The sequence below is a fragment of the Dyella amyloliquefaciens genome, assembly GCF_004296575.1.
In the GTDB taxonomy this organism is placed as follows: Bacteria; Pseudomonadota; Gammaproteobacteria; order Xanthomonadales; family Rhodanobacteraceae; genus Dyella; species Dyella amyloliquefaciens.
In genome coordinates this window covers 83,889-105,459 of sequence record NZ_SAYT01000010.1, presented here as the reverse complement: position 1 = coordinate 105,459, position 21,571 = coordinate 83,889, and the positions used below count along the sequence as shown (strand labels likewise).

Annotated in this window: 24 protein-coding genes; 15 read left to right on the top strand and 9 right to left on the bottom strand. The window is 65.9% G+C overall.

Translation table 11 applies throughout. From position 1 onward, the window contains the following. The first annotated feature begins 26 nt into the window (after nt 1–26). The 4 genes from hemA to ppk2 (EPB08_RS20450) all read left to right on the top strand — a co-directional run bounded on the left by hemA (nt 27) and on the right by ppk2 (EPB08_RS20450) (nt 5,495). Nucleotides 27–1,301 carry a glutamyl-tRNA reductase gene (gene hemA / locus EPB08_RS20465; protein WP_130620976.1) on the top strand — a complete coding sequence of 425 codons (1,275 nt, stop codon included), beginning with the start codon at nt 27–29 and terminating at the stop codon, nt 1,299–1,301. Between the two features lie 73 nt (nt 1,302–1,374). Next, entirely contained in the window at nt 1,375–2,454 is a 1,080-nt protein-coding gene (gene prfA, locus EPB08_RS20460; RefSeq protein ID WP_130620975.1) for a peptide chain release factor 1, read from the top strand. A 60-nt stretch (nt 2,455–2,514) separates the two neighbouring features. Continuing rightward, on the top strand, nt 2,515–4,620 hold the full coding sequence (locus EPB08_RS20455; RefSeq protein WP_130620974.1) for an O-linked N-acetylglucosamine transferase, SPINDLY family protein: 2,106 nt from the start codon (nt 2,515–2,517) through the stop codon (nt 4,618–4,620). Between the two features lie 92 nt (nt 4,621–4,712). Further along, the gene (ppk2, locus tag EPB08_RS20450; protein WP_130620973.1) at nt 4,713–5,495 is read left to right on the top strand and encodes a polyphosphate kinase 2; all 783 of its coding nucleotides are present in this window, start codon (nt 4,713–4,715) and stop codon (nt 5,493–5,495) included. A gap of 108 nt (nt 5,496–5,603) precedes the next feature. On the opposite strand, the gene EPB08_RS20445 is transcribed toward ppk2 (EPB08_RS20450), so the two are convergent. From EPB08_RS20445 to EPB08_RS20435, 3 genes are read right to left on the bottom strand one after another with little or no spacing between them, the layout of a single operon-like run. Beyond that, nucleotides 5,604–5,870: an acylphosphatase gene (locus tag EPB08_RS20445; protein WP_130620972.1), complete on the bottom strand. Its 267-nt coding sequence runs from the start codon at nt 5,868–5,870 to the stop codon at nt 5,604–5,606. Nucleotides 5,871–5,872: 2 nt separating this feature from the next. Beyond that, entirely contained in the window at nt 5,873–6,352 is a 480-nt protein-coding gene (locus tag EPB08_RS20440) for a TlpA family protein disulfide reductase (protein WP_130620971.1), read from the bottom strand. Then, complete coding sequence (locus tag EPB08_RS20435; protein WP_130620970.1) at nt 6,349–7,626, bottom strand: YihY family inner membrane protein; 1,278 nt, start codon at nt 7,624–7,626, stop codon at nt 6,349–6,351. Before EPB08_RS20435 ends, EPB08_RS20440 begins: the two co-directional genes overlap by 4 nt. 133 nt (nt 7,627–7,759) lie before the next feature. Between EPB08_RS20435 and wrbA the strand changes: the two genes are divergently transcribed. Together wrbA and EPB08_RS20425 are read left to right on the top strand one after the other, a co-directional pair. Further along, the gene (gene wrbA / locus EPB08_RS20430) at nt 7,760–8,362 is read left to right on the top strand and encodes an NAD(P)H:quinone oxidoreductase (protein ID WP_130620969.1); all 603 of its coding nucleotides are present in this window, start codon (nt 7,760–7,762) and stop codon (nt 8,360–8,362) included. Next, entirely contained in the window at nt 8,359–8,706 is a 348-nt protein-coding gene (locus tag EPB08_RS20425) for a DUF2069 domain-containing protein (RefSeq protein ID WP_130620968.1), read from the top strand. Before wrbA ends, EPB08_RS20425 begins: the two co-directional genes overlap by 4 nt. A 105-nt stretch (nt 8,707–8,811) precedes the next feature. On the opposite strand, the gene pdxR is transcribed toward EPB08_RS20425, so the two are convergent. Beyond that, on the bottom strand, nt 8,812–10,284 hold the full coding sequence (gene pdxR / locus EPB08_RS20420; RefSeq protein ID WP_130620967.1) for a MocR-like pyridoxine biosynthesis transcription factor PdxR: 1,473 nt from the start codon (nt 10,282–10,284) through the stop codon (nt 8,812–8,814). A gap of 81 nt (nt 10,285–10,365) precedes the next feature. Between pdxR and EPB08_RS20415 the strand changes: the two genes are divergently transcribed. The 5 genes from EPB08_RS20415 (at nt 10,366) to EPB08_RS20395 (ending at nt 14,934) form a co-directional block, all read left to right on the top strand. After that, nucleotides 10,366–11,394: a transporter gene (locus EPB08_RS20415; RefSeq protein WP_229238440.1), complete on the top strand. Its 1,029-nt coding sequence runs from the start codon at nt 10,366–10,368 to the stop codon at nt 11,392–11,394. 12 nt (nt 11,395–11,406) lie between these two features. Next, nucleotides 11,407–12,165 (top strand): class I SAM-dependent methyltransferase, encoded by a 759-nt coding sequence (locus EPB08_RS20410; protein WP_229238439.1) that lies wholly within the window; start codon nt 11,407–11,409, stop codon nt 12,163–12,165. A gap of 43 nt (nt 12,166–12,208) precedes the next feature. Further along, entirely contained in the window at nt 12,209–12,676 is a 468-nt protein-coding gene (locus EPB08_RS20405) for a cupin domain-containing protein (RefSeq protein WP_205746426.1), read from the top strand. Between the two features lie 62 nt (nt 12,677–12,738). Then, nucleotides 12,739–14,385: an acyl-CoA dehydrogenase family protein gene (locus tag EPB08_RS20400; protein WP_130620965.1), complete on the top strand. Its 1,647-nt coding sequence runs from the start codon at nt 12,739–12,741 to the stop codon at nt 14,383–14,385. 57 nt (nt 14,386–14,442) lie between these two features. After that, nucleotides 14,443–14,934, top strand: coding sequence for an asparaginase domain-containing protein (locus EPB08_RS20395; protein ID WP_130620964.1), 492 nt, complete (start codon nt 14,443–14,445; stop codon nt 14,932–14,934). Nucleotides 14,935–15,251: 317 nt separating this feature from the next. Here the strand turns inward: EPB08_RS20395 and ppk2 (EPB08_RS20385) are convergent, their stop codons facing one another. The 3 genes from ppk2 (EPB08_RS20385) to sufT form a co-directional block, all read right to left on the bottom strand. Continuing rightward, nucleotides 15,252–16,391, bottom strand: a complete 1,140-nt coding sequence (gene ppk2, locus EPB08_RS20385; RefSeq protein ID WP_205746425.1) for a polyphosphate kinase 2 — start codon at nt 16,389–16,391, stop codon at nt 15,252–15,254. Between the two features lie 72 nt (nt 16,392–16,463). After that, nucleotides 16,464–16,682, bottom strand: a complete 219-nt coding sequence (locus EPB08_RS20380; protein ID WP_130620963.1) for an HP1242/YdcH family protein — start codon at nt 16,680–16,682, stop codon at nt 16,464–16,466. A gap of 212 nt (nt 16,683–16,894) precedes the next feature. Continuing rightward, nucleotides 16,895–17,452: a putative Fe-S cluster assembly protein SufT gene (gene sufT / locus EPB08_RS20375; protein ID WP_130620962.1), complete on the bottom strand. Its 558-nt coding sequence runs from the start codon at nt 17,450–17,452 to the stop codon at nt 16,895–16,897. A 213-nt stretch (nt 17,453–17,665) separates the two neighbouring features. Here sufT and EPB08_RS20370 point away from each other — a divergent pair, with 213 nt between their 5' ends. Beyond that, nucleotides 17,666–18,103 carry a hypothetical protein gene (locus EPB08_RS20370; protein ID WP_130620961.1) on the top strand — a complete coding sequence of 146 codons (438 nt, stop codon included), beginning with the start codon at nt 17,666–17,668 and terminating at the stop codon, nt 18,101–18,103. A 7-nt stretch (nt 18,104–18,110) separates the two neighbouring features. On the opposite strand, the gene EPB08_RS20365 is transcribed toward EPB08_RS20370, so the two are convergent. Together EPB08_RS20365 and EPB08_RS20360 are read right to left on the bottom strand one after the other, a co-directional pair. Continuing rightward, on the bottom strand, nt 18,111–19,544 hold the full coding sequence (locus EPB08_RS20365) for an NAD(P)(+) transhydrogenase (Re/Si-specific) subunit beta (protein WP_130620960.1): 1,434 nt from the start codon (nt 19,542–19,544) through the stop codon (nt 18,111–18,113). Continuing rightward, nucleotides 19,544–19,849: an NAD(P) transhydrogenase subunit alpha part 2 gene (locus EPB08_RS20360; protein WP_130620959.1), complete on the bottom strand. Its 306-nt coding sequence runs from the start codon at nt 19,847–19,849 to the stop codon at nt 19,544–19,546. Before EPB08_RS20360 ends, EPB08_RS20365 begins: the two co-directional genes overlap by 1 nt. 138 nt (nt 19,850–19,987) lie before the next feature. Here EPB08_RS20360 and EPB08_RS20355 point away from each other — a divergent pair, with 138 nt between their 5' ends. Genes EPB08_RS20355 through EPB08_RS20345 form a run of 3 tightly spaced genes read left to right on the top strand, consistent with a single transcriptional unit; the run spans nt 19,988 to nt 21,521 of the window. Then, nucleotides 19,988–20,572 (top strand): RNA polymerase sigma factor, encoded by a 585-nt coding sequence (locus EPB08_RS20355; RefSeq protein ID WP_130620958.1) that lies wholly within the window; start codon nt 19,988–19,990, stop codon nt 20,570–20,572. Then, nucleotides 20,569–20,949, top strand: a complete 381-nt coding sequence (locus EPB08_RS20350) for a hypothetical protein (RefSeq protein ID WP_130620957.1) — start codon at nt 20,569–20,571, stop codon at nt 20,947–20,949. Before EPB08_RS20355 ends, EPB08_RS20350 begins: the two co-directional genes overlap by 4 nt. A 2-nt stretch (nt 20,950–20,951) precedes the next feature. Then, nucleotides 20,952–21,521 (top strand): DUF3106 domain-containing protein, encoded by a 570-nt coding sequence (locus EPB08_RS20345; RefSeq protein WP_130620956.1) that lies wholly within the window; start codon nt 20,952–20,954, stop codon nt 21,519–21,521. The last annotated feature ends 50 nt before the right edge of the window (nt 21,522–21,571 follow it).

Sequence of the window (21,571 nt, the reverse complement as noted above, 5' to 3'; positions counted from 1 at the left end):
CCCCCCGCCTCGAATTGCCCTGAACCATGACGCTGATCGCCCTAGGGCTCAATCACCTCACCGCGCCGGTCAACCTGCGCGAGCAGGTGGCATTCGATGCGGACTCCACCGGGTTCGCTCTGCAGGCGCTCGCCCAGGAACCCGGGGTGGAAGAGGCCCTGATCCTTTCTACCTGCAACCGTACCGAACTCTACGTGAGCGTCACGGCCGGGGCCGAGGGCGTTCCGCAGGCATGGCTCAGCCGTCATCATCAATTGACTGCGGGCAGACTCGACGAGTTCCTGTATCGCCACGATGAAGACGCGGCCGTACGTCACATGTTCCGCGTGGCGACCGGCCTGGATTCCATGGTGCTGGGCGAGCCGCAGATCCTGGGACAGGTGAAGGACGCCTACCAGCAGGCGCGCGATGCCCATGCCTTGCGCGCCCCGATGGAGCGCCTGCTGCAGCACACCTTCGCAGTGGCCAAGCGCGTGCGCACGGATACCCGTATCGGCGCGCACACCGTCTCGGTGGCGTTCACCGCCGTGCGCCTGGCCGAACAGGTATTCACCGACCTGCGCCAGGCCTGCGTCCTGCTGATCGGCGCGGGCGACACCATCGAACTTGCGGCGCGTCATCTGGCCGACAAGCAGGTGCGCCGGCTGATCGTCGCCAATCGCACCCTGGAGAATGCCCAGGAGCTCGCCGGTCGCCACGGCGCCTATGCGATTTCGCTGGCCGACCTGCCGCAGCACCTCGCCGAAGCCGACATCGTCATCAGCTCGACGGCGGCGCGGCAACCGGTAGTCACGCATGCCATGGTCGAGAAGGCCATCGCCACGCGCCGGCGCAAGCCGATGTTCATGGTGGACATCGCCGTGCCGCGCGACATCGAGCCCTCCGTGGCCGAGCTGGACGACGTGTTTCTTTACGGCATCGACGACCTGCGCCAGGTGATCGACGACAACCGTCGCCTGCGCGAAGCGGCCGCACGCGAGGCCGACGCCATCATCGACCTGCAGGTCGAGCGTTACATGGCGTGGCGCCGCGCACTCACCGTGCGCAACCCCGCCGTGGACCTGCGCCTGCACGCCGAGGTCTACCGCGACGAAGTGCTGGAGAAGGCGCGCAGCATGATCGCCCGCGGCAAGTCGCCGGACGAGGCGCTGGCCTTTCTCGCCAACACCCTCACCAACAAGCTGCTGCACCACCCCAGCGCGCGCCTGCGCGAGGCCGCATTGAGCGGCGACCTGGACCTGCTGCATGCGGCCGGCCGTCTCTACGGCATCAGCGAAAAGCCCGAAGTGAGCGAAGAGTAGCGGCGGTCGAGAAAATGCCGGGCACGCGTCGACGTGCCGCTCTCGACTCCCGCCACTACCAGCTCACTTCACCATGACGCCATCGATCCGCCGCAAGCTCGAATCCCTCGCCGAACGCCACGAAGAAATCGGCCTGCTGCTCGGTCAGCCCGACGTGCTTGCCGACAACACGCGCTTTCGCGAACTGTCGCGCGAGTATGCGCAGCTCGAACCGGTAGTCGCCTCGCTGCAAGAACGCGACCAGGCCGAGCACGAACTGGGCGACACCCGTGCCATGCTGGACGACCCGGACCTGCGCGACATGGCGCGGGACGATGTCGAACGCCTGGAGCAGCGCCTCGTCGAGCTCGACGACGAGCTGCAGATCCTGCTGCTGCCCAAGGACCCGCGTGACGAGGCCAACCTGTTCCTCGAAGTACGCGCGGGCACCGGTGGCGACGAGGCGGCCATCTTCGCGGGCGACCTGTTCCGCATGTATACGCGCTACGCCGAGCGCCGCCGCTGGCACGTCGAGGTGCTCAGCGAGAATCCCGGCGAGCACGGCGGCTACAAGGAAGTCGTGGCGCGCGTCGAGGGCAAGGGCGCCTACTCGCGACTGAAGTTCGAGTCGGGCACGCATCGCGTGCAGCGCGTGCCGGAGACCGAATCGCAGGGGCGCATCCATACCTCGGCGGCCACGGTGGCGATCCTGCCCGAGATGGACGAGATCGACGACATCGAGATCAATCCGGCGGACCTGAAGACCGATACGTTCCGCGCATCCGGTGCGGGTGGCCAGCACGTCAACAAGACTGACTCGGCGATCCGCATCACCCACCTGCCCAGCGGCATCGTGGTGGAGTGCCAGGACGAGCGCAGCCAGCACAAGAACCGTGCCCGCGCGCTAAGCCTGCTGAAGGCGCGCCTGCTCGACGAGCAGCGCAGCAAGCAGGCCGCGGCGCAGGCGGAATCCCGTCGCCTGCAGGTGGGCTCCGGCGATCGCAGCCAGCGCATCCGAACCTACAATTTCCCGCAGGGCCGCATCACCGACCATCGCGTGAACCTCACCCTGTATCGCCTGCCGGAAGTGCTCCAAGGCGACCTGGACGAACTGGTCGACACGCTGACACGCGAGAACCAGGCCGACGAACTGAAGGCTCTCACGGCCGGCTGATTCACCGGTGTGGGACGTCGGTGGATTGGCAGCCACTACGCCCTGCGCTAGTTTGCGCGGATGACTGACCTCTTTACCCCCCCTGCCACCGTTCTGGCCCAGCAGATCGTCACCCAGATCGAACGCGGCGACTACGGCGATGCCGAACAGGCGGCCATCAAGGCCCGCGCCCACTATCCCGACCATGCCGAACTGGCGCGCCTGCACGGCATCTCGCTGATGCAGCTGCAGCGCCATGCCGAAGCCATTGCCGCCCTGGAAGAGGCAGCGCAGTTGGACCCGCAAAGCATCGAAGTGCAATGCAATCTCGGCAGCGCACAGGTCGCCAACGGCGAAGCCGACGCCGCCATCGAGCGGCTGCGTGCTGCGCTACGGATGTCACCCGGTAATCCCGGCGTACTGATGACGCTGGGCAACGCGCTGATGGCGGCCGCCCGCTTCCAGAACGCGCGCGACTCCTACGCCATGGCGACCCACGGCGCGCCGGCTCACCCGGGCATCCGCCTCAATCTGGCAGGCGCCGAACTCGAGCTGGGCAACGTCGACCAGGCCAAGCTGCATGCGGACGAAGCACTGCAGCTGCACCCGCGCTTCGACGCCGCCCATGCGATGCGCGGACGCATCCTGCTGACCCAGGGCCAGGCCGCCGAGGCTGGCAAATCCTGGCTGCTGGCGGAACAGCTGTCCCCGAAGAACCCCAATTATCCGTTTGCAGCCGGCCAGGCCCTCGAGGACGCCGAAAACCTGGAGGCCGCCGTCAAGGCGTATGAGCGCGCGTTGCAGCTCACGCCGAACGATGGCCCCGTGCTGGGGCAGTTGCTGTTCCTGCGTCGCCGTCTGTGCGACTGGCGCGATCTTGACGACCTGAGCGCGCGGTTGCAGCAGGCTGCCGCCGATGGCAGCTCGGTGGTGAGTCCGTTCGTGATGCTCGCCGAAGATGTGGATGCCGGGCTGCAGCTGCGATGCGCGAAAGCCTATGCCGATTCCATCGAGCAGCAGGCCGCGCCGCTGCGCAAGCAGCAGGCATTCACCCATGCCAAGCCGGCGCCGGATGCTCCCGTCCACATCGGCTTTGTCGCCGACGGTTTCAACGAGCACGCCACGGGCCTGCTCATGGTGGCGATGCTCGAGGCGCTGGCCGACGACGAAGACCTGGAACTGCATTTGTTCGCGACCACCGCGGACGATGGCGGCGCGATCCGCCGCCGCCTCGCCACCGCCACTACCTTGCATGACGTCTCCGCGCTCAACCATGCGCAGGTGGCGCAGCGCATCCACGACACCGGCGTCGAGATCCTGTTCGACCTCAACGGCTACTCGGGTCGCGACAACGGCGAACTGTTCGCGTTGCGGCCCGCTCCGGTGCAGGTGAACTGGCTTGCCTACCCCGGCAGCTCGGGCGCGCCGTGGATGGACTACCTGCTTGCCGACAAGACCGTACTGCCCGACAGCCTGCGCGATACGGTCAGCGAAAAGCTCGTTCGCCTGCCCCGCTGCTATCAGCCCAACGACAACACGCGCGTGGTGGCGACGCCGCCCTCGCGCGCCGAATGCGGACTGCCGGAACAGGGCACCGTGTTCGCCTGCTTCAACAACAGCTACAAGCTCAACCCGGCTGCCTTCGCACGGTTGATGCTGGTGTTGCAGCAGGTACCGGGCAGCGTGCTGTGGCTGCTGAGCGGCCCCGACGGTGCCGACGAACGGCTCCGCGCCGCCGCCGGTGCCGCGGGCATTGCGGCTGAGCGACTGGTGTTCCTGCCGCGCCTGCCGCATGCCGACTACCTCTCGCGCTACGTGCACGCGGACCTGTTCCTCGACACGCTGCCATACAACGCGCACACCACTGCCTCGGATGCGCTGTGGGCGGGTTGCCCGGTGCTGACCTGTACCGGCCAGACCTTCGCCGGTCGCGTCGCCACCAGCCTGCTGCAACAGCTGGGATTGCCCGAGCTCGCATGCGAGGACGAAGAAGCCTTTATTGCCATGGCCACCCAGCTTGGCAACGATCGCGATGCACTGGCCACGCTGCGCCAGCACCTCTCGCAGCAGCGCACGCAAAGCTCGCTGTTCGACATGCAGGGCTTCGCCAGCGACTTCAAGCGCGTCGTGCAGGCCATGAGTGCGCGTTACCGGATCGGCCGCAAGCCGGTGGACCTGGATCTGTAACGACGGTTAGGACTGCGTGCGGTGGATCTTCACCCGCTGCACGCAGCCTTCGCCCACAATGCACCTTCCGCCCCGCCGAGGAGATTCCCGTCATGGCCAAGAAGGACAAGGGCTACCGTCGCGCGATGGAAGAACTCCAGATCGAGCTGGCAGGTCTCCATCGCTGGCTGCACCACAGCGGCCAACGCCTGGTGGTGGTGTTCGAGGGGCGCGATGCGGCTGGCAAGGGCGGCACCATCAAGGCCATCACGCAATCGATGGATACGCGCGGCTATCGCATCGCGTCCCTGCCCAAGCCCAGCGAAACCGAAGCGACGCAGTGGTATTTCCAACGCTATGTGGCGCACCTGCCCAGTGCCGGAGAGCTCGTGCTGTTCGACCGCAGCTGGTACAACCGCGCGGTGGTCGAGCCTGCCATGGGGTTCTGTACCAGGGCGCAGTACAAGTCCTTCATGGCAGCGGTACCTGCGTTCGAGAAGCTGCTCACCGACGACGGCATCATCCTGCTCAAATACTGGTTGGCAGTCGACCAGAAACAGCAAGAGGAGCGCTTCGCCGAACGCGCCGAGGACCCGCTCAAGCGCTGGAAGCTCTCGCCCAATGACCTCGCTTCGCGCGAAAAATACGACGAGATCGGCGATCTGCGCGACGTGATGATCGATCGCACGCATCGACCGAACGCCCCCTGGTTCGTGGTCGACTACAACGACCAGAAGCGGGGCCGGGTGAACCTGATACGCCACCTGCTGGAGCAGGTGCCGCGTCACGATGTCTCCATCCCGGAGCCCAAGCTGCCCAAGCTCAAGGGCAAACCGAAGACCGAGCACGTCACCAGCAAGGCGCTCTGGGTACCCGATACCTGCGGCGACGATTGAACGGCTGAGGCCTTCACGTGGCGCAGCTCGTAGAGATGGCTCTCGTCGGATTCGCCACGCCATGAGCGCGCAGTTCAACGCGCATGAAGCCTGCACTACGTCGAACGATCAGCTAACGCGGAATCCATCCGTTATAGGCGCAACACAGGCTTCGCGCGTCACCGCGTCTACCTTCGCAGCCGGCGGGCCTTGCCACAGCCAGCGTTCCAGCGCATCCAGCGCGGCGTTGTCACCGCTGGCGACCACTTCCACGCGCCCGTTGGGCAGGTTCTTTGCGTATCCGGAAAGCCCGAGCGCCAACGCCTGTTCGCGGGCGCTGGCGCGATAGAACACGCCCTGCACCCGACCGCTGACCAGGAAGCGCGCAGCTCCCATGCTTATTTGCCGAGGCCGATGGCCTGGCCCAGCGATGCGTCGGTGACAGGACCGACAAAACGCTTGGCCACCTTGCCGTCCGGTCCGATCAACCACGTCGTGGGCAGGCCGCGTGGTTCGTCGAAATCCGAGAGCGGCTTGTCCATCGTGACCTGTGCTACCGGATAGCTCACCGGATGCTTGACCAGGAACGCCTGGATGTCGGCCTTCTCACTGTCCTCGTAGGCCAGGCCGATGGCGCTTACCTTGTCCTTGTGCGCGGCGGCGAAGTGGGAGATGTCGGGCATCTCCTTGACGCACGGCACGCACCAGGTGGCCCAGAAATTGACGATCACCCACTTGCCGCGCTGGCTGGCCAGATCGTAAGGCTTGCCGTCGAGCGTGGTGACCTTGAGCGACGGCTGCTCGGGCATGGCGGCCTGCGCGCTGCCGGCGAATGCCAGCACCAGGCCCAGCGCAGCAAGCGGTTTCAGCAAAGTCATGGGGATGAATCCTCGGGTGCATTCGTTGCCGGCGATTCCGGCGGATAAGCCATGTCGAGCCGCGTACGCAAGCTGTCATCCAGCGATAGCGCGGCGCGATCCAATAGCGCGACCAGTGCGACCGGCAACTGCAGACCATACGCCTGCGCTTCTTCGGAGGGACGCAGCGGCACGCGGTAACTGCAGTGAGCATACACGCGCCGCAGATCGGTACTGTCGAGGCTGCGACACAACAACCAGCCACCGCCCTCCACGCGACGGATCACCTCCGCGCGTTCCAGGTCGTCGAAATAATTCGCGATGAGGCCGTGCCGCAGCTGCGGCATGCGGTCGCGCAAGTGGTCCGGGTTGAGCTGCTCGCCGTCGCGATGCGCGTCGATGAAATGCCCCAGCACCACCAGCAGCCCCAGGAACGCCGCCTCTTCGGGCAGGCAAGCCTTGGGTGGTTCGTAATCGAATGCGGAAACCGCCGCCGCCACGGAAGCGCACAGGATCACGATCACCCACGAGAGGTAGATCCACAGCAGGAAGATCGGAATCGCCGCAAGCGCCGCACCGTATACCTGCTGGTAGGTATGCGCATGGTGGATGAAACGGGCGAAGCCCCATCGCGCGATCTCGAACAGCACCGCACCCAGCAGCGCGCCGATGGCCCCGTCCTGCCAGCGCACGCGGCGGTTGGGCACCACCATGTAGATCAGCATCAACGTGAGGAAGGTGACGATGAACGGCAACGTGCCGACCAGCCGCTGGCGCAGCCCCAGCGTGCCGGCGGCCTCGCTGAGGATGGGCAGCGCGGTGGCATACGAGGCAACCGCCAGCCCGCCCACGACCAGCACCGGCCCCAGCGTCAGCGCGGCCCAGTACAGCAGCAGTCGTGACACCCAGCCGCGCTGGCGCTGCACGCGCCAGATGCGGTTGAGGCGATCCTCGATGCTCACCATCATCGACAGCGCGCTGAAGAACATCACCAGCACGCTGAGGCCGGTGAGCTTGCTCGCGTTGTCGGCGAAACCGTTGAGGTATTCCTGCACGCGCTCGCCCGCCGCGGGCACGAAGTTGCTGAAGACGAACTCGACCAGCGTGCTGCGTGCGTCGGCAAAGGCGGGGAATGCGGCGAAGATCGCCAGCGAGGCGACGATCAGCGGCACCAGCGATACCAGCGTGGTGTAGGACAGCGCGCCCGCGGTCTCGAAACACTTGTCGTCGATGAACCGCTGCCAGAGGAAGTGGCTGAGACTGCGGGTGCGATCGCGATCGAAACGCAAGGCCATGGGGGTTCCTTTCTCGGCGCCGTGCCTGGGCTCCATCCATGCGTTCGCGCTCGTGGGCACGGCGTGAACAGGCGGGGCTACACGGGCGTGATCGACCGGTACACTAACCGATCACCCGCCTATCGCCCAAACCATGAGCCACGACATCCTGGTCCTCTACTACAGCCGCACCGGCCATACCGCCCAGCTTGCGCGATTGATCGCGCGTGGCGTGGAAGAGGTCCCCGGCATGCGCGCCCGCCTGCGCCAGGTACCGCCGGTGGCGCCCGTGACCGAAGTGGCGCAACCACCCGAGCCCGAAGAAGGCGCGCCGTACGTGACGCGCCAGGATCTGGCCGAATGCGTGGGCATGGCCATGGGCAGCCCGACCCGCTTCGGCAACATGGCGGCTCCGCTGAAGTACTTCCTCGATTCCACCGGCGCGGAATGGGCCAGTGGCGTGCTGGCCGGCAAGCCTGCCGCGGTGTTCACGTCCACCAGCACCATGCATGGCGGCCAGGAGTCCACCCTGCTCACCATGGCGCTGCCGCTGCTTCACCACGGCATGATCATCGTCGGGCTGCCGTATACCGAACCCGCACTGACGGCCACGCTGAGCGGCGGTGCGCCGTACGGCGCCAGCCATGTCGCAGGCCCCAAGGGCGAAAACACCATCACCGAACACGAACGCGAACTTGCCCGCGCGCTCGGCCGACGCCTCGCCGATGTGGCGCGTCGACTGGCCGCCCACGCATGAGTACACCCATCGCACCCACCTATCGCGTAGGCCTCGCGGCCTGGGCTGCGCTGTTGCTGCAGCAGCTCGCGTGGCACGGCTGGCTGTTTCCTTCGCAGACGATGCCGATGGCACTCGTGCTGGGCATCACGGTGATTCCGTTGCTGCTGCCACTGTTCGCGATCCGCGACGCGCGACGTGCGCTGCTGTGGGTCGGCATCCTCAGCCTGTTCTATTTCTGCCACGGCATCAGCGAAGCGTGGAGCGCGCCGGGTGAGCGTTGGCTGGGGTGGATCGAGATCGCGCTGACGGTGACGCTGATCGGCACGCTGGGCGCGGGCGTGAAGCGCAAGCGCGCAGCGTAACTTTCGCTGTGCCTGTAGGAGCGCACCCAGTGCGCGATGGGCCTGGATGATCGACGTCGCGCCGATGCAGGCCGATCGCGCACTGGGTGCGCTCCTACAAATGACTCAGAAGCACAGGCTGAGGCGACGCACTCCTTCGTCAATCTGCGCCGGCGTCACGCCGCCGTAGCCCAAGATCAGTCCGCTGCGCGATGGCGTGCCCAGATAACACGGCGACAGGGGTCGCACCGATACACCATGCCCAGCCGCCTCGCGCGACACCGCGATATCGTCGACATCTTCCGGCAGCAAGCCGACCAGCTGCATGCCGGCATCGGCGCCGATCACTTCCAGGCGTCCACCCATCCAGCGATCAATCGCCTGAATCAAGGCGACTCGGCGCTCGCGGTAAAGCGCGCGCATGGTGCGGATATGTCGCGCGAAATGGCCTTCGCGGATGAAATCGGTCATGGCCAGCTGGAACAGCGTGGAAGAGAACGTATCGATCGCATCGCGTCCGGCATGGAAGGCCGGCACCAGATCCTTCGGCACCACCATGTAGCCCACGCGCAGCGACGGGTACATCACCTTGCTGAAGGTGCCCAGGTAGATCACGCGACCGGCGGTGTCCAGTCCTTGCAGCGATGCCACCGGCTTGCCGCCGAAGCGGTACTCGCTGTCGTAATCGTCCTCGATGATCCATGCATCGTCGCGCTCGGCCCACGACAGCAACTGCATGCGGCGCGAGGCCGTCATGGTGGTGCCCAACGGAAACTGGTGCGAAGGCGAAATGTAGACCGCCCTCGCGCCGCGCGCACGTCGCATGCCCTCCTCCACATCGATGCCGTCGCCATCGACGGGCACCGGCACCATCTGCGCACCCGCGGTGCGGAACGCCTGGTGCGCGCCGGGGTAGCCGGGATCCTCCATCCACACGCGGTCGCCCGCGTCGAGCAGCACGTGAGCGCAGATCTGCAGCGCCTGCTGCGAACCTGTGGTGATCAATACCTGCGACGCATCGCAACGCACCGCGCGTGACGCACCAAGATAGGTGGCGATCGCCTCACGCAGCGGCCCATGCCCCGCCGGGTCGGCGTAGCTCATCTGTTCCACCGTCAACTGCCGCGCGTGACGGTTCACCAGGCGCGCCCAGATGGCCGTCGGAAAGCGGTCCAGTGCCGGCATGCCCACGCGAAAGGCGCCAAGGCTGTCCAGCCACGTCTGTTCGGGTCCATGTAACTGGGCTGCGCGCCTGGCGATCCGGCGCGCGGCGCCCACCGACTCGCCATTCGATGCCGACCGCAATCGACGGCCACCGGGCGCCCCGCTCGGAATGGCCCGCGCGACGCAGGTGCCTGAACCGGTGAAGGTCTCCAGGTATCCCTCCGCCAGCAACTGGTCGTAGGCGCTCAGTACCGGGATGCGGGAGATGTTCAGTTCACCGGCGAGATGCCGGGTGGACGGCACGCGCTGCCCCGGCCGCAGGTGACCGTCGAGGATGGCGCGGCGAAACCAGTCGGAGAGCTGCTGGTACATCGGCATGCCGCTGTCCGGATCGATCGCCACGGGCGGCAGGAAGCTGGCGGATGCGTGAGTCATCACAATCTCCGGATGGCGCCCAAGTGGTCATATCGAATCTTATCAAAGTGGATATTCCAGACGACCGCATGGAGACATAGCTTGACGTCCGCCAAGAACGAGGAAGTTCCTGTGAAGTTCCACCATCCAGAAACCCGGTTCGCACGCCGCCTGGCCTTCGTCGCGCTGGCTTGGCTGGCCGGATCGCTCCCGCTGCCGACGCACGCGCTCGGAGCAGGCGAGGACGCCTACCAGCAGTCGCGCCAGGACGCCTGGTGGACGGGGCCGATGCTGGCGAACACACCGGAGACGGGTTCCCCCGGACATTTCCTCGCCGAGCCTTACCTCTACGACGTGCGCACCCCGCACGCGAGCAGTTTCGGCTCGCGCACCTACCTGGTGTATGGCCTGGCCGACAACTTCGGCGTCGGCATCATCCCGGTGTTCGGCTACAACCGCGTGGAGAATGGCCCGAACAGCAGCGGCGTCGGGCTGGGCGATTTCACCTTGCAGGCTCAGTACCAGTTCACCCATTTCCAGGACGGCAGCTGGGTGCCGAGTACGGCCCTCATGGTGCAGGAGACGCTGCCCACCGGTAAGTACGACCAACTGGGCAGCCGGCCCGCTGATGGGATGGGCAGCGGCGTGTACACCACGACACTGGGTTTCAATGCGCAGACCTATCTATGGATGCCGAACGGGCGCATCCTGCGCCTGCGCCTGAACCTCACTGCCTCCTTCTCCAGCAGCACCGGCGTGCATGGCGTGAGCGTGTACGGCACCAGCGACAGCTTTCATGGCCGGGCGAAGCCGGGCAACAGCTACGGCATCGATGTGGCGGCGGAATACAGTCTTACGCGCAACTGGGTGCTCGCGATGGATGGGCTCTACAACCACAACGGCAATACCCAGGTCACCGGCGCGGACACCGTCGATCCGTTCGGCGGCCCACCCCTGCCGCGCAACCTGCACATGAATTCCGGCACCAGCGACTACTGGGGCGTTGCGCCGGCCATCGAATACAACTGGACGCCGAACATCGGCGTGCTGCTCGGCACCCGCGTGATCTTCGGCGGCCACCACACGTCGTCTTCGATCACGCCGGCGATCGCGCTCAACTATGTCCACTAGAGGAATGTCGCCATGAATCGCTCGTCGCGGATGATCCTGCTTGCTTCGTGTGCCTTCGTTGCCGTCAGCGCCGCCATGGCGGTGGAGTTGCCTTCGCGCATTGGCCTCGCCATCGCCGATCCCGGTCGCCCGGCCGACGATCGTGCGCTGGACGACAGCCGGCACGTTGCCGAAGTGCTCGCCTTCGCCGATATCCGTCCTGGCAACAAGGTCGTGGACCTGATGCCGGGCAAGGGCTACTACACGCGTCTCTTCAGCAAGCTGGCCGGTCCCGACGGCAAGGTGTACGCACTGCAACCGACAGAGATGGACAAGGTTTCGCCCAAAGGGCTGCAGAGCCTGCGCAGTTTCGCGGGCACCCCGGCCTATGCGAACGTCGTGGTGCTGGTACAGCCGGTGTCAGCGATCTCGCTGCCCGAAAAGGTCGACGTGATCTGGACCTCGCAGAATTATCACGACCTGCACGATCCGTTCATGGGTTCACCGGACATCGCCATGCTCGACGCGACACTGTTCAACGCGCTCAAGCCGAACGGCACGCTGATCGTGCTGGACCATGCTGCCGCCGCCGGCAGCGGCACCAGCCACACCGACGATCTGCACCGCATCGATCCGGCAGCGGTCAAGGCGGAGCTCACCGCCGCGGGTTTCCGCTTCGTGGGTGAAAGCGATGCGCTGCGCAATCCGGCGGACAACCACACGCTGGGCATCCGCGATGCGTCCATCCGCGGCCATACCGACCGCTTCATCCTGAAGTTCACCAAGCCCTGACCGGCGCGATACGCTTGGGCTTCCACCGCCAAGGACCATCGCGATGACCGCACCCCGCGAGCTGCTCAAGGCCACCGATATCGAGGCCATGCCGGCCACGGTGAGCATCCACTCGCTCAATCCCAACGGCGTGCGGCACCGCAAGTCGTTGGGCGATGCCACCGGGCTTACGCAGATCGGCGTGCATCGCATCGAGCTGCAGCCAGGCCATGACTCCAGCGAGTACCACCGCCACCTGTACGAAGAAGAATGCGTGTACGTGCTGTCGGGTCACGGCACCGCGCTCATCGACGACCAGCCGCACGTCGTCGGCGCGGGCGATTTCCTCGGCTTCGCGCGCAACGGGCCGGCGCATGTGCTCACCAACAGCGGCAGTGAACCGCTCGTGCTGCTGGTGATGGGCCAGCGCCTGGCACAGGACGTGTGCGACTACCCGCATCGGCGGCTGCGCCTGTACGTGAATGGCGAACAGGAAGACCTGGTGGACTTCGAGGCCATCCGTCCCGGCTGAGGCAACGCACCGGCGGCACCGACGTGCCTATACTCGCGGGACCGATACGTCGAGGTCCGACCATGGGATTCGTGCAGGATTCGCCGCAGCTCGCGCACCCGTACCGTGAAGACCGCCTGCTGCACGCCATGCTGGCGCGCGCGTTGCCACCTGCACGACGGGCTGTGCTGGATACCGACCTTCAGGCGCTAGGCGACTATGCGCAGATGGCGTGGCAACGTGCCTGCCGCACCTCGCGGCGCAAGCCGGTGCTGACGCAATGGGACGCCTGGGGCAACCGCGTCGATCGCATCGAACTCACCGAAGCCTGGCAGGAAGGTCCGCACATCACGACGCGGCACGCGGTGCTGGCAGCGGGCCATGAAGCGAGCGAACACGCGCGACTGGAGGAATTCGCCCGCGTTTACCTCTATCACCTGGCGAGCGAGTTCTACACCTGCCCGCTGGCCATGACGGATGGTGCCGCCACGGCGCTGAAAGCCTCGGGCAACACGGCGCTGATCGAACGCGCCCTGCCCCATCTGCTCAGTCGCGATGCTTCGACGTTCTGGCTCAGCGGCCAGTGGATGACGGAGAACCATGGCGGTTCGGATGTCGGCAACACCGAAACGGTCGCGCGCCAGGACGATGCCGGCCAATGGCGGCTGTACGGACGCAAGTGGTTCAGTTCGGCCGTGGTGGGTGAAGTCGCGCTCGGCCTGGCTCGCCCCGAAGGCGCCGGCCAGGGCACGAGTGCGCTTGCACTGTTCTACGTGGAAACCATGGACGGCGCGCATCGCAAGCCGGAGCTGATCATCGATCGCCTCAAGGACAAGCTCGGCACCCACGAGCTGCCCACGGCGGAAATCCATCTCGACGGCCTCCCCGCCTGGCCGCTGGGCGAACTCGCCCACGGCGTGCGACAGGTGGCGCCTATGCTCAACATCACGCGCACCTGGAATGCCGTGTGCGCAACGGCGAGCATGGCGCGCGCCCTTACCCTCGCCCGCGACTACGCCACCCGCCGCCAGGCCTTCGGCAAGCCGCTGATCGCGCAGCCGCTGCACGCCCAGACGCTGGCGGACATGCAGGCCGAATTCGAGGCCGCCTTCGCGCTTACCTTCGAAGTGGCTCACCTGCTCGGTCGCGTGGAACACGGCACCGCGCAACCGCATGAAGCCGCCCTGCTGCGTCTGCTCACGCCACTGGCCAAGCTATGGACCGGCAAGATGGCAGTGAAGCTGTGTTCCGAAGCGCTGGAGTGCTTCGGCGGCGCCGGCTACATCGAGGACACCGGCCTGCCTCAGCTGCTGCGCGATGCGCAGGTCTATGCGATCTGGGAAGGCACCACCAACGTGCTGTCGCTGGACAGCCTGCGTGCGCTCGCCGGCGACAACCTCGGCGCGCTGCGCACGGCGATCGAGGGCTGGCTGGCCGACAGCATCAACGCCCATGCACGACAGGTGATCCACGCGGCGCTGGATGCCGCCACCACCCACCTCAGCCAGCACGCCGACCAGCGCGATGCGCTGGAAGCGGGCGCCCGTGGCCTGGCGTTCACCCTTGCTCGCTGCGCTGCGGCGGCCTTGCTGGCCCGGCACGACACCTGGGCCGCGCCTCATGGCGGCGCCCGCAACGGCGCGGCCTTGCGGCGTTTCGTGGCACACGGGCTGTCGCGCCTGGGCGCCACCGACGCCACCGACACCGCCCTGCTGCTCGGCCCCTACTGAGCACGAACCGCCGGCACCCGCTAAAATGCCGCCTTCCCCACCTTGCGGCTCCCGACCATGCAGCATCTGACCATCGTCACCACCGGCGGCACCATCGACAAGATCTATTTCGACGACAAGTCGGACTACAAGATCGGCGCGCCGCAGATCGGCGACATCCTCGGTCAGCTCGGCGTGGCCTTCCAGTTCGACGTGATCCCGATCCTGCGCAAGGACAGCCTGCACATCACCGACGAGGACCGCGCACTGGTGCGCTCCACCATCGAAGCGCAGCCGCATCGCCACGTGCTGGTCACGCACGGCACCGACACCATGGTCGAGACTGCGCGCGAACTGGCCCAGATCAAGGGCAAGGTGATCGTGCTCACCGGCGCGCTGAACCCGGCCCGCTTCCAGGGTTCGGATGCGGTGTTCAACATCGGTTGCGCCGTCGCCGCCGTGCAGACCCTGCCGGACGGCGTCTACATCACCATGAACGGCCGCGTGTGGGATCCCTCCAAGGTGCGCAAGAATCGCGAGGCGAACCGCTTCGAGGAATCGGCCGGCTAAGCCTGCACGCCCTGCTTCATGGAAAAGGCCCGGTCATCGCTGACCGGGCCTTTTTTTGTTGCCTCGAACGCCCGTCGATTACTGCGCGATCAGGATGGTGCCATCCGGCACGAACGACGTCTGCACGACGAAACTTCCGTCCCGGTGAACTTGATCGTCACCGTCTGGCCGATATAGGCGCTGAGATCGAACGAGTGCTGCGCGTAGCCCGTCGCCGCGTTGAGGTTCGAGTAGGTGGCTCGCGCCTGCTGCACATACCACCCACAAAAAGCGCGGTGGTGTCACCGCGCTTTTTCATTCCCACGAAATAAGACCGCTCACCCGAACAACGCACGCCCCACAATCAATGGATCGGCAAGGCCCACCACTTCGCTGTCGCGATTGGCGTAGGGCACACGGTTGAGCACGTGGCGCATGGCATTGAGGCGTGCCCGCTTCTTGCAGTCGGAGCGGATCACGATCCATGGCGAATCGGCCGTGTCGGTATGCGCGAACATGGCCTCCTTGGCCCGCGTGTAGGCGTCCCACTTGTCCAGCGAGGCGAGATCCACCGGGCTGAGCTTCCATTGCTTGAGCGGATGCAGCTTGCGCTCGCCGAAGCGACGCCGCTGTTCCTCCTGGCTTACCGAGAACCAGAACTTGAACAGGTGGATGCCGCTGTTCACCAGGTGCCGCTCGAACTCCGGCACCTGCCGCATGAAGTCCTCGTACTCCTTCTGCGTGCAGAAGCCCATCACGTGCTCGACGCCGGAGCGGTTGTACCAGCTGCGATCGAACAGCACGATCTCGCCCGAGGTCGGCAGGTGCTGGATATATCGCTGGAAGTACCATTGGCCGCGCTCGGCCTCGGTTGGCTTTTCCAGCGCCACCACGCGCGCACCGCGGGGATTGAGGTGCTCCATGAAGCGCTTGATGGCCCCGCCCTTGCCCGCCGCATCGCGCCCTTCAAACAGGATCACCACGCGCTGGCCGGTCTCGCGCACCCAAGCCTGCAGCTTCAGCAGCTCCACCTGCAGCCGGTATTTCTGCTTCTCGTAATTGCGGCGCGACATTTTCTGCCGATACGGATACTCACCCTTGCGCCATCCCGGCGAGAGTTCTTCGTCCGGATGACGCTGAGCGCCTCCATGCCTGAGGGTCGGGTCACCTTCCAGTACCAGGGTACGGAAGCGCGCGGCATCGTCGGGCGAGAGTCCATCGAAAATGGTCCGTACGCTGTCGAGCAAGGTGTTCGTACCCTGCGCAGCGGCCTGGCTGAGTATGTCCTGCGTGCTGTCGGCCATCTCGGCCTGGGCCGACGCGATGGCGTCACTGACGCTGCGGCGTTCGATAGCCCACGCGTCGCCTGCCGGCAACGTGGCGGCATCCATGGCCGCCGGATCGTTCGCCACGATGGATTCGTCGATCTCACGGCCGGCATCCGTTCCGGACGCGTGCGGGAGCATGCTTGACGACATGCCGTCACCCCTGGGTAGATGAAATGAGAGGAAGGCGCCGCACGTAGAGCGCGGCGCAATGCAATGCGGTGCTCAGGCCGCCGAAGCGCGACGCAGGATGACGTACAGCTGATCCTTCAGCAGCAGCTTTTCCTTCTTCAGCTGCTCGATGGCCAGGGTACCGGCGGGCGAGATGCCCGTTTCCATGTTCTTGATTTCCTGGTCCAGCTCGTTGTGGCGATGGAACAGGCGTGAGAAGTGCGGATCACGGCTTTTCAGCTCGGTGATCAAATCGCGGAACTCAGGAAACATGTGCTCTCCATGACTTGGGTCAGACTGCGTTGCAGTCTGACGTCGATGGAAGCTGGGGATGTTGATATGTGGCAGGGGGGTGCGGCGGTATTTCCACTACCGGGCATAACGCCTTGTAGGAGCGCACCCAGTGCGCGACCGCACCGCAACGAGTTCACGGCTCCGTAGGCTTTTCGCGCACTGGGTGCGCTCCTACAAGGGCGAAGCTCGGGTTACAGCATCCCCGTTTCGAGCTTCGCGATATCCGACATCATGGAATGGTTCCACGGCGGATCGAACACGAGGTCAACGTCGGCCTCTTCGACCGTGGGGATAAGCTCGAGTTTGGTGCGCACGTCATCGACGAGGATGTCGCCCATGCCGCAGCCGGGCGCGGTCAGCGTCATCTTCACGTAGACCTTGCGTTTCTCCGGTTCGACCTGCTCGATGCTCACGTCGTAGACAAGGCCCAGCTCCACCACGTTGATCGGGATTTCCGGATCGAACACCGTGCGCAGCTGCTGCCACACCAGCTCTTCGACGTCGGCGTCGCTGGCATCCATGGCCAGTTCGATCGGCGGCGGCGGCTCCTTGCCCAGCGCGTCGGCATCGTTGCCGGCGATGCGGAACAGGTTGCCCTCCACATACACCGTGAAACTGCCGCCCAAGGCCTGGGTGATGTAGCCCACCTGGCCGGCGGGCAGGTTCACCGTTTCACCCTGCGGGACCATGACCGCCTGGCAATCACGTTCCAGGGTGAAGGGTTCGCTGCTAAGACTGAAGCCGCTCATGCCAAATCTCATCGAAGGGCGCGGCGAGGGGCGCGCCAAACCACCTATTATGCCGCCTCGCAGCCGCACATACCCCACATCAGGCCGGATCGGGCCGATCTCAAGAGCGCAACCGACCCCAAAGCGGATGTCGACCCCCGGTGGCGCGCTATCATGGGGGTTTTACGCCAGAGAAGAACCCGTGCCCGCCGTCCTGCTTTTCGCCGCTTGTTCATGAACGCACGGGTCGCATTCTCCTGGCTGTTTGCCGTGCTCAGCACCGTGATGCTCGGCTTGGCGGCCGGCGCCGTCTGGATGGTACCCACGCTTTACATGCAGCGCCCCCTGCCCTGGCTGGCGCTGCCGGCGGGCTGGCTGCTGGGCAAGGCGATTCGCAGCTGGGTCCGCCCAGCCGGCACCGGGGCTGCGCTGCTGGCAGCATTGGCCGCACTGACGGCGGCGCTCTACGTGAACCTGCTGACCGCAGCCGCGCGTATCGCGGGTCTGATGGGCCTGGGCCTGATCGACACCCTGCACACCGCCGGCTTCGGCTTGCTGCTGCAATTGGCCGAGCTGGGCAGCGCCCCTGCGGACGACCTCTGGTACGCGATCGGCATGGGCCTGGCGGCCCTCACCGCCGGACGGGCGGCAAGGGCCAAGACGGGCAACTAAGCGCCCGTCAGCTTTCCAGCGCCTTGAGCTCCGACACCAGCTGGCTCGCGGCAGCCTGGCCGTCGCCGTAGAGCATGCGTGCGTTGTCCGCGTAGAACAGCGCGTTTTCGATGCCGGCGAAACCGGTGCCCTTGCCGCGCTTGACCACGATCACCTGCCTGGCATCCGCCACGTCGAGGATCGGCATGCCGTAGATCGGCGATGTGGGATCGGTCTTGGCCAGCGGATTGACCACGTCGTTCGCACCAATCACCAGCGCCACGTCGGTGTTGGGGAATTCCGGATTGATGTCGTCCATGTCGGCGATCAGGTCATACGGCACGCCCGCCTCCGCCAGCAGCACGTTCATATGGCCGGGCATGCGGCCAGCGACGGGGTGGATGGCGAATTTGACCTTCACGCCACGCTCGATCAGCAGCTTGGCGAACTCCCACACCTTGTGCTGCGCCTGCGCCACGGCCATGCCATAGCCGGGCACGATCACCACGCGCTCGGCGTAAGCCATCATGACCGCCGCATCGCTCGCCTCGATCGGCTTCTGGCTGCCACCGATGGCCTGCGCCTCGGCGCCGGCAGCCGCGCCGAAACTGCCGAACAACACATTGCCGATGGAGCGATTCATCGCCTTCGCCATCAGCTGGGTCAGCAGCGTACCGGCCGCACCCACCACGGTGCCGGCGATGATCATCGCCTCGTTCTGCAGCACGAAGCCCTCGAAGGCCACGGCCAGGCCGGTGAAGGCGTTGTACAGCGAGATGACCACCGGCATGTCGGCGCCGCCGATGGGCAGGGTCATCATCAGGCCGAACGCGAGCGCCAGCACGAAGAACACCACGATCAGCGGCATCGACAGCTGGCCACCGGCGATCATCGCGCCCAGTACCACCGCGCCAGCCAGCACCAGCATGTTCACCGCGCGCTGGCCGGGGAAAACGAAGCGCTTGTCCAGCCAGCCCTGCAGCTTGGCGAAGGCGATCAGCGAGCCGGAGAAGCTCACCGAACCGATCAGCGCGCCGAGCACGGCGAGCACCAGCTGGGCCGTTCCCGGGGTGGCGGTGCCGTTGGCGGTGAACTCGCCTCCATCCAGCAGGGTGACCGCCATCCCGGCATAGCTGAACAGCTCGGCGGCACCGATGGCAGCCGCTGCACCGCCACCCATGCCGTTGTAGAGCGCCACCATCTGGGGCATGGCCGTCATCGCCACCCTGCGGCCCGACCACCAGGCGGCTGTCACGCCGATCAGCACGGCGGCGAGGATCAGCCCCCGGTTATGCATGTCCGGCAGGGCGAAAGTGGCGATCACCGCCACCAGCATGCCCACACCGGCCCACACGATGCCGCCCCGCGCCGTGCGGGGGGAGCTCATGCGCTTGAGACCGAGGATGAAAAGTAAAGCAGCGAGGAAGTAACAGGCCTTGATCACGTCCGGAAGCCAGGCCATTACTTCGCCTCCTTGCCGGCGGCGGGCTTGCTGGACTTGAACATCTCCAGCATGCGTTCGGTGACCACATAGCCGCCGGCCGCGTTACCGGCACCCAGGAGGACCCCCAGGAACCCGATGGCTATCTCAAATGGCGTCTGGGCATGCCCTAGTGCGATCATGGCGCCGACCAGCACAATGCCGTGAATGAAGTTGGAACCCGACATCAGGGGCGTGTGGAGAATCACCGGTACCCGGGCGATGATCTCGTACCCCGTGAAAGCGGCCAGCATAAAGATGTAAAGCGCCAGGAACCCGTCGATCATGACCCCTCCCCGCCAGGACACCGTTGTCCCCGCATCATACGGGTGCGGGTCAACCCGCGCGAGCCTCGGACGTTGATGCACAGAGACGTACCGATGGAGTCTCAGCATGCCCGATCCGGCGAAGCGGACGATGACGCCATGAACAGCGCCGTATCCACTCTCGACGCTCAACTGCTGGCCGAAGACGTTCGTGCAGTGCCCGTTTCCATGGACGCCTTCCTGGCGCAGGTGGAGCGTCGCGCCTTTCGCATGGCCGAGATGAACCTTGGCCATCGGGAAGACGCGCTCGACGCCGTGCAGGACGCGATGCTGAGGCTGGTCAAGCATTACAGCGACAAGCCTGCGCAGGAATGGACGCCACTGTTCTGGGGCATCCTGCGCCGGCGCATCGTGGACCTGCAACGCCGGCGCAAGGTGCGCTCGATCGTGGTGGGCTGGCTGGGCGGGCGCGACGAGGATGGCGACGAGTTGCCGGCATGGGAGCCGGCCGACACGGCGCCGGGCCCGCTGGAAAGGTTGCATGACTCTCAGTCGTACTCGGATATGGCAGCCGCGGTGAAGCTGCTGCCCCAGCGCCAGCGGGAAGCTTTCATGCTGCGGGTGCTGGAAGGCCTGGATGTGGCGGAAACCGCACAGGCCATGGGCTGTTCGGAAGGAAGTGTAAAAACACATCTGTCGCGCGCGCTGCAACGTCTGCGCGACCAACTGGAGGACTGGCGATGAATGCGCCCGACAACCACCTGGAACGCCGCGCCCGCGAGCTTTACCGCGAGGCAGCCCGTCAGCTCGATCCGGCGACGGCAGCAAAGCTGCGCTCGGCACGACGTGCTGCGCTGGCTGGCTCCGCTGGGTCGTCGCTGGCCCAACGACTGCTGCAGCTGCTGCTGCCGGCGGGCGCTTTTGCCGCCATCGCCCTTGCCGCACTGATGCTGTCGTCGCCCGTACAGGGCCCGACGGGCAACGCGTCCGGTCTCTCGCCTGTCACCGAAGCCGATGGCGACCTCCCGCCGGATGCGGCGGCGGCCGACCCGGCGCTGTACCAGAATCTTGATTTCTATGGGTGGCTGGCCAAGAACGGCGACAGCCAGGCGAGCCGGTGACCATGCGTCGAAGTCGTTTGTTTTTGATGCTGTTGTGTGTCATCGGACTGGGCGGTGTCGCTACGTCCAGCTTCGCGCAGGACGTACCGCCGCCGGGCTTCATGCCCCCTCCGCCACCGGGTTCCATGCCACCTCCGCCGCGGGTGGCACCGGGACCTCACCCGTGGAAGAGCCTGACGCCTGACCAGCGCGACATCCTTTCGCCACTGGCCGACAAGTGGGATGCGTTTCCGCCGCAACGCCAGGCGCGGATGCTGGAGCGTGCCCAGCAATGGCAGTCGCTGCCGCCCGGCCAGCGTCGCGAGATCCGCGACCGCATCGATCACTGGCAGAAGATGACACCCCAGCAGCAGGAAGAGGCCCGCGAAAACAGCCGTCGCTTCCAGCAGTTGCCTCCTGCTGAGCGTGAGCAATTGCACGCGGCGTTCCAGCACTTCCAGGAACTGCCGCCGGACCAGCGCGACCAGTTGATGCGACGCTGGCACAAGGAAATGCGTGGCGGACCGATAGATGGCCCGGGGCCCCACGGCATGATGCCGCCCCCGCCGCCGGGCGGACCGCCCAGGCACTGACAAGAAACCCCGCCATGGCGGGGTTTTTCATGCCGCCAGCATGGCTTGCC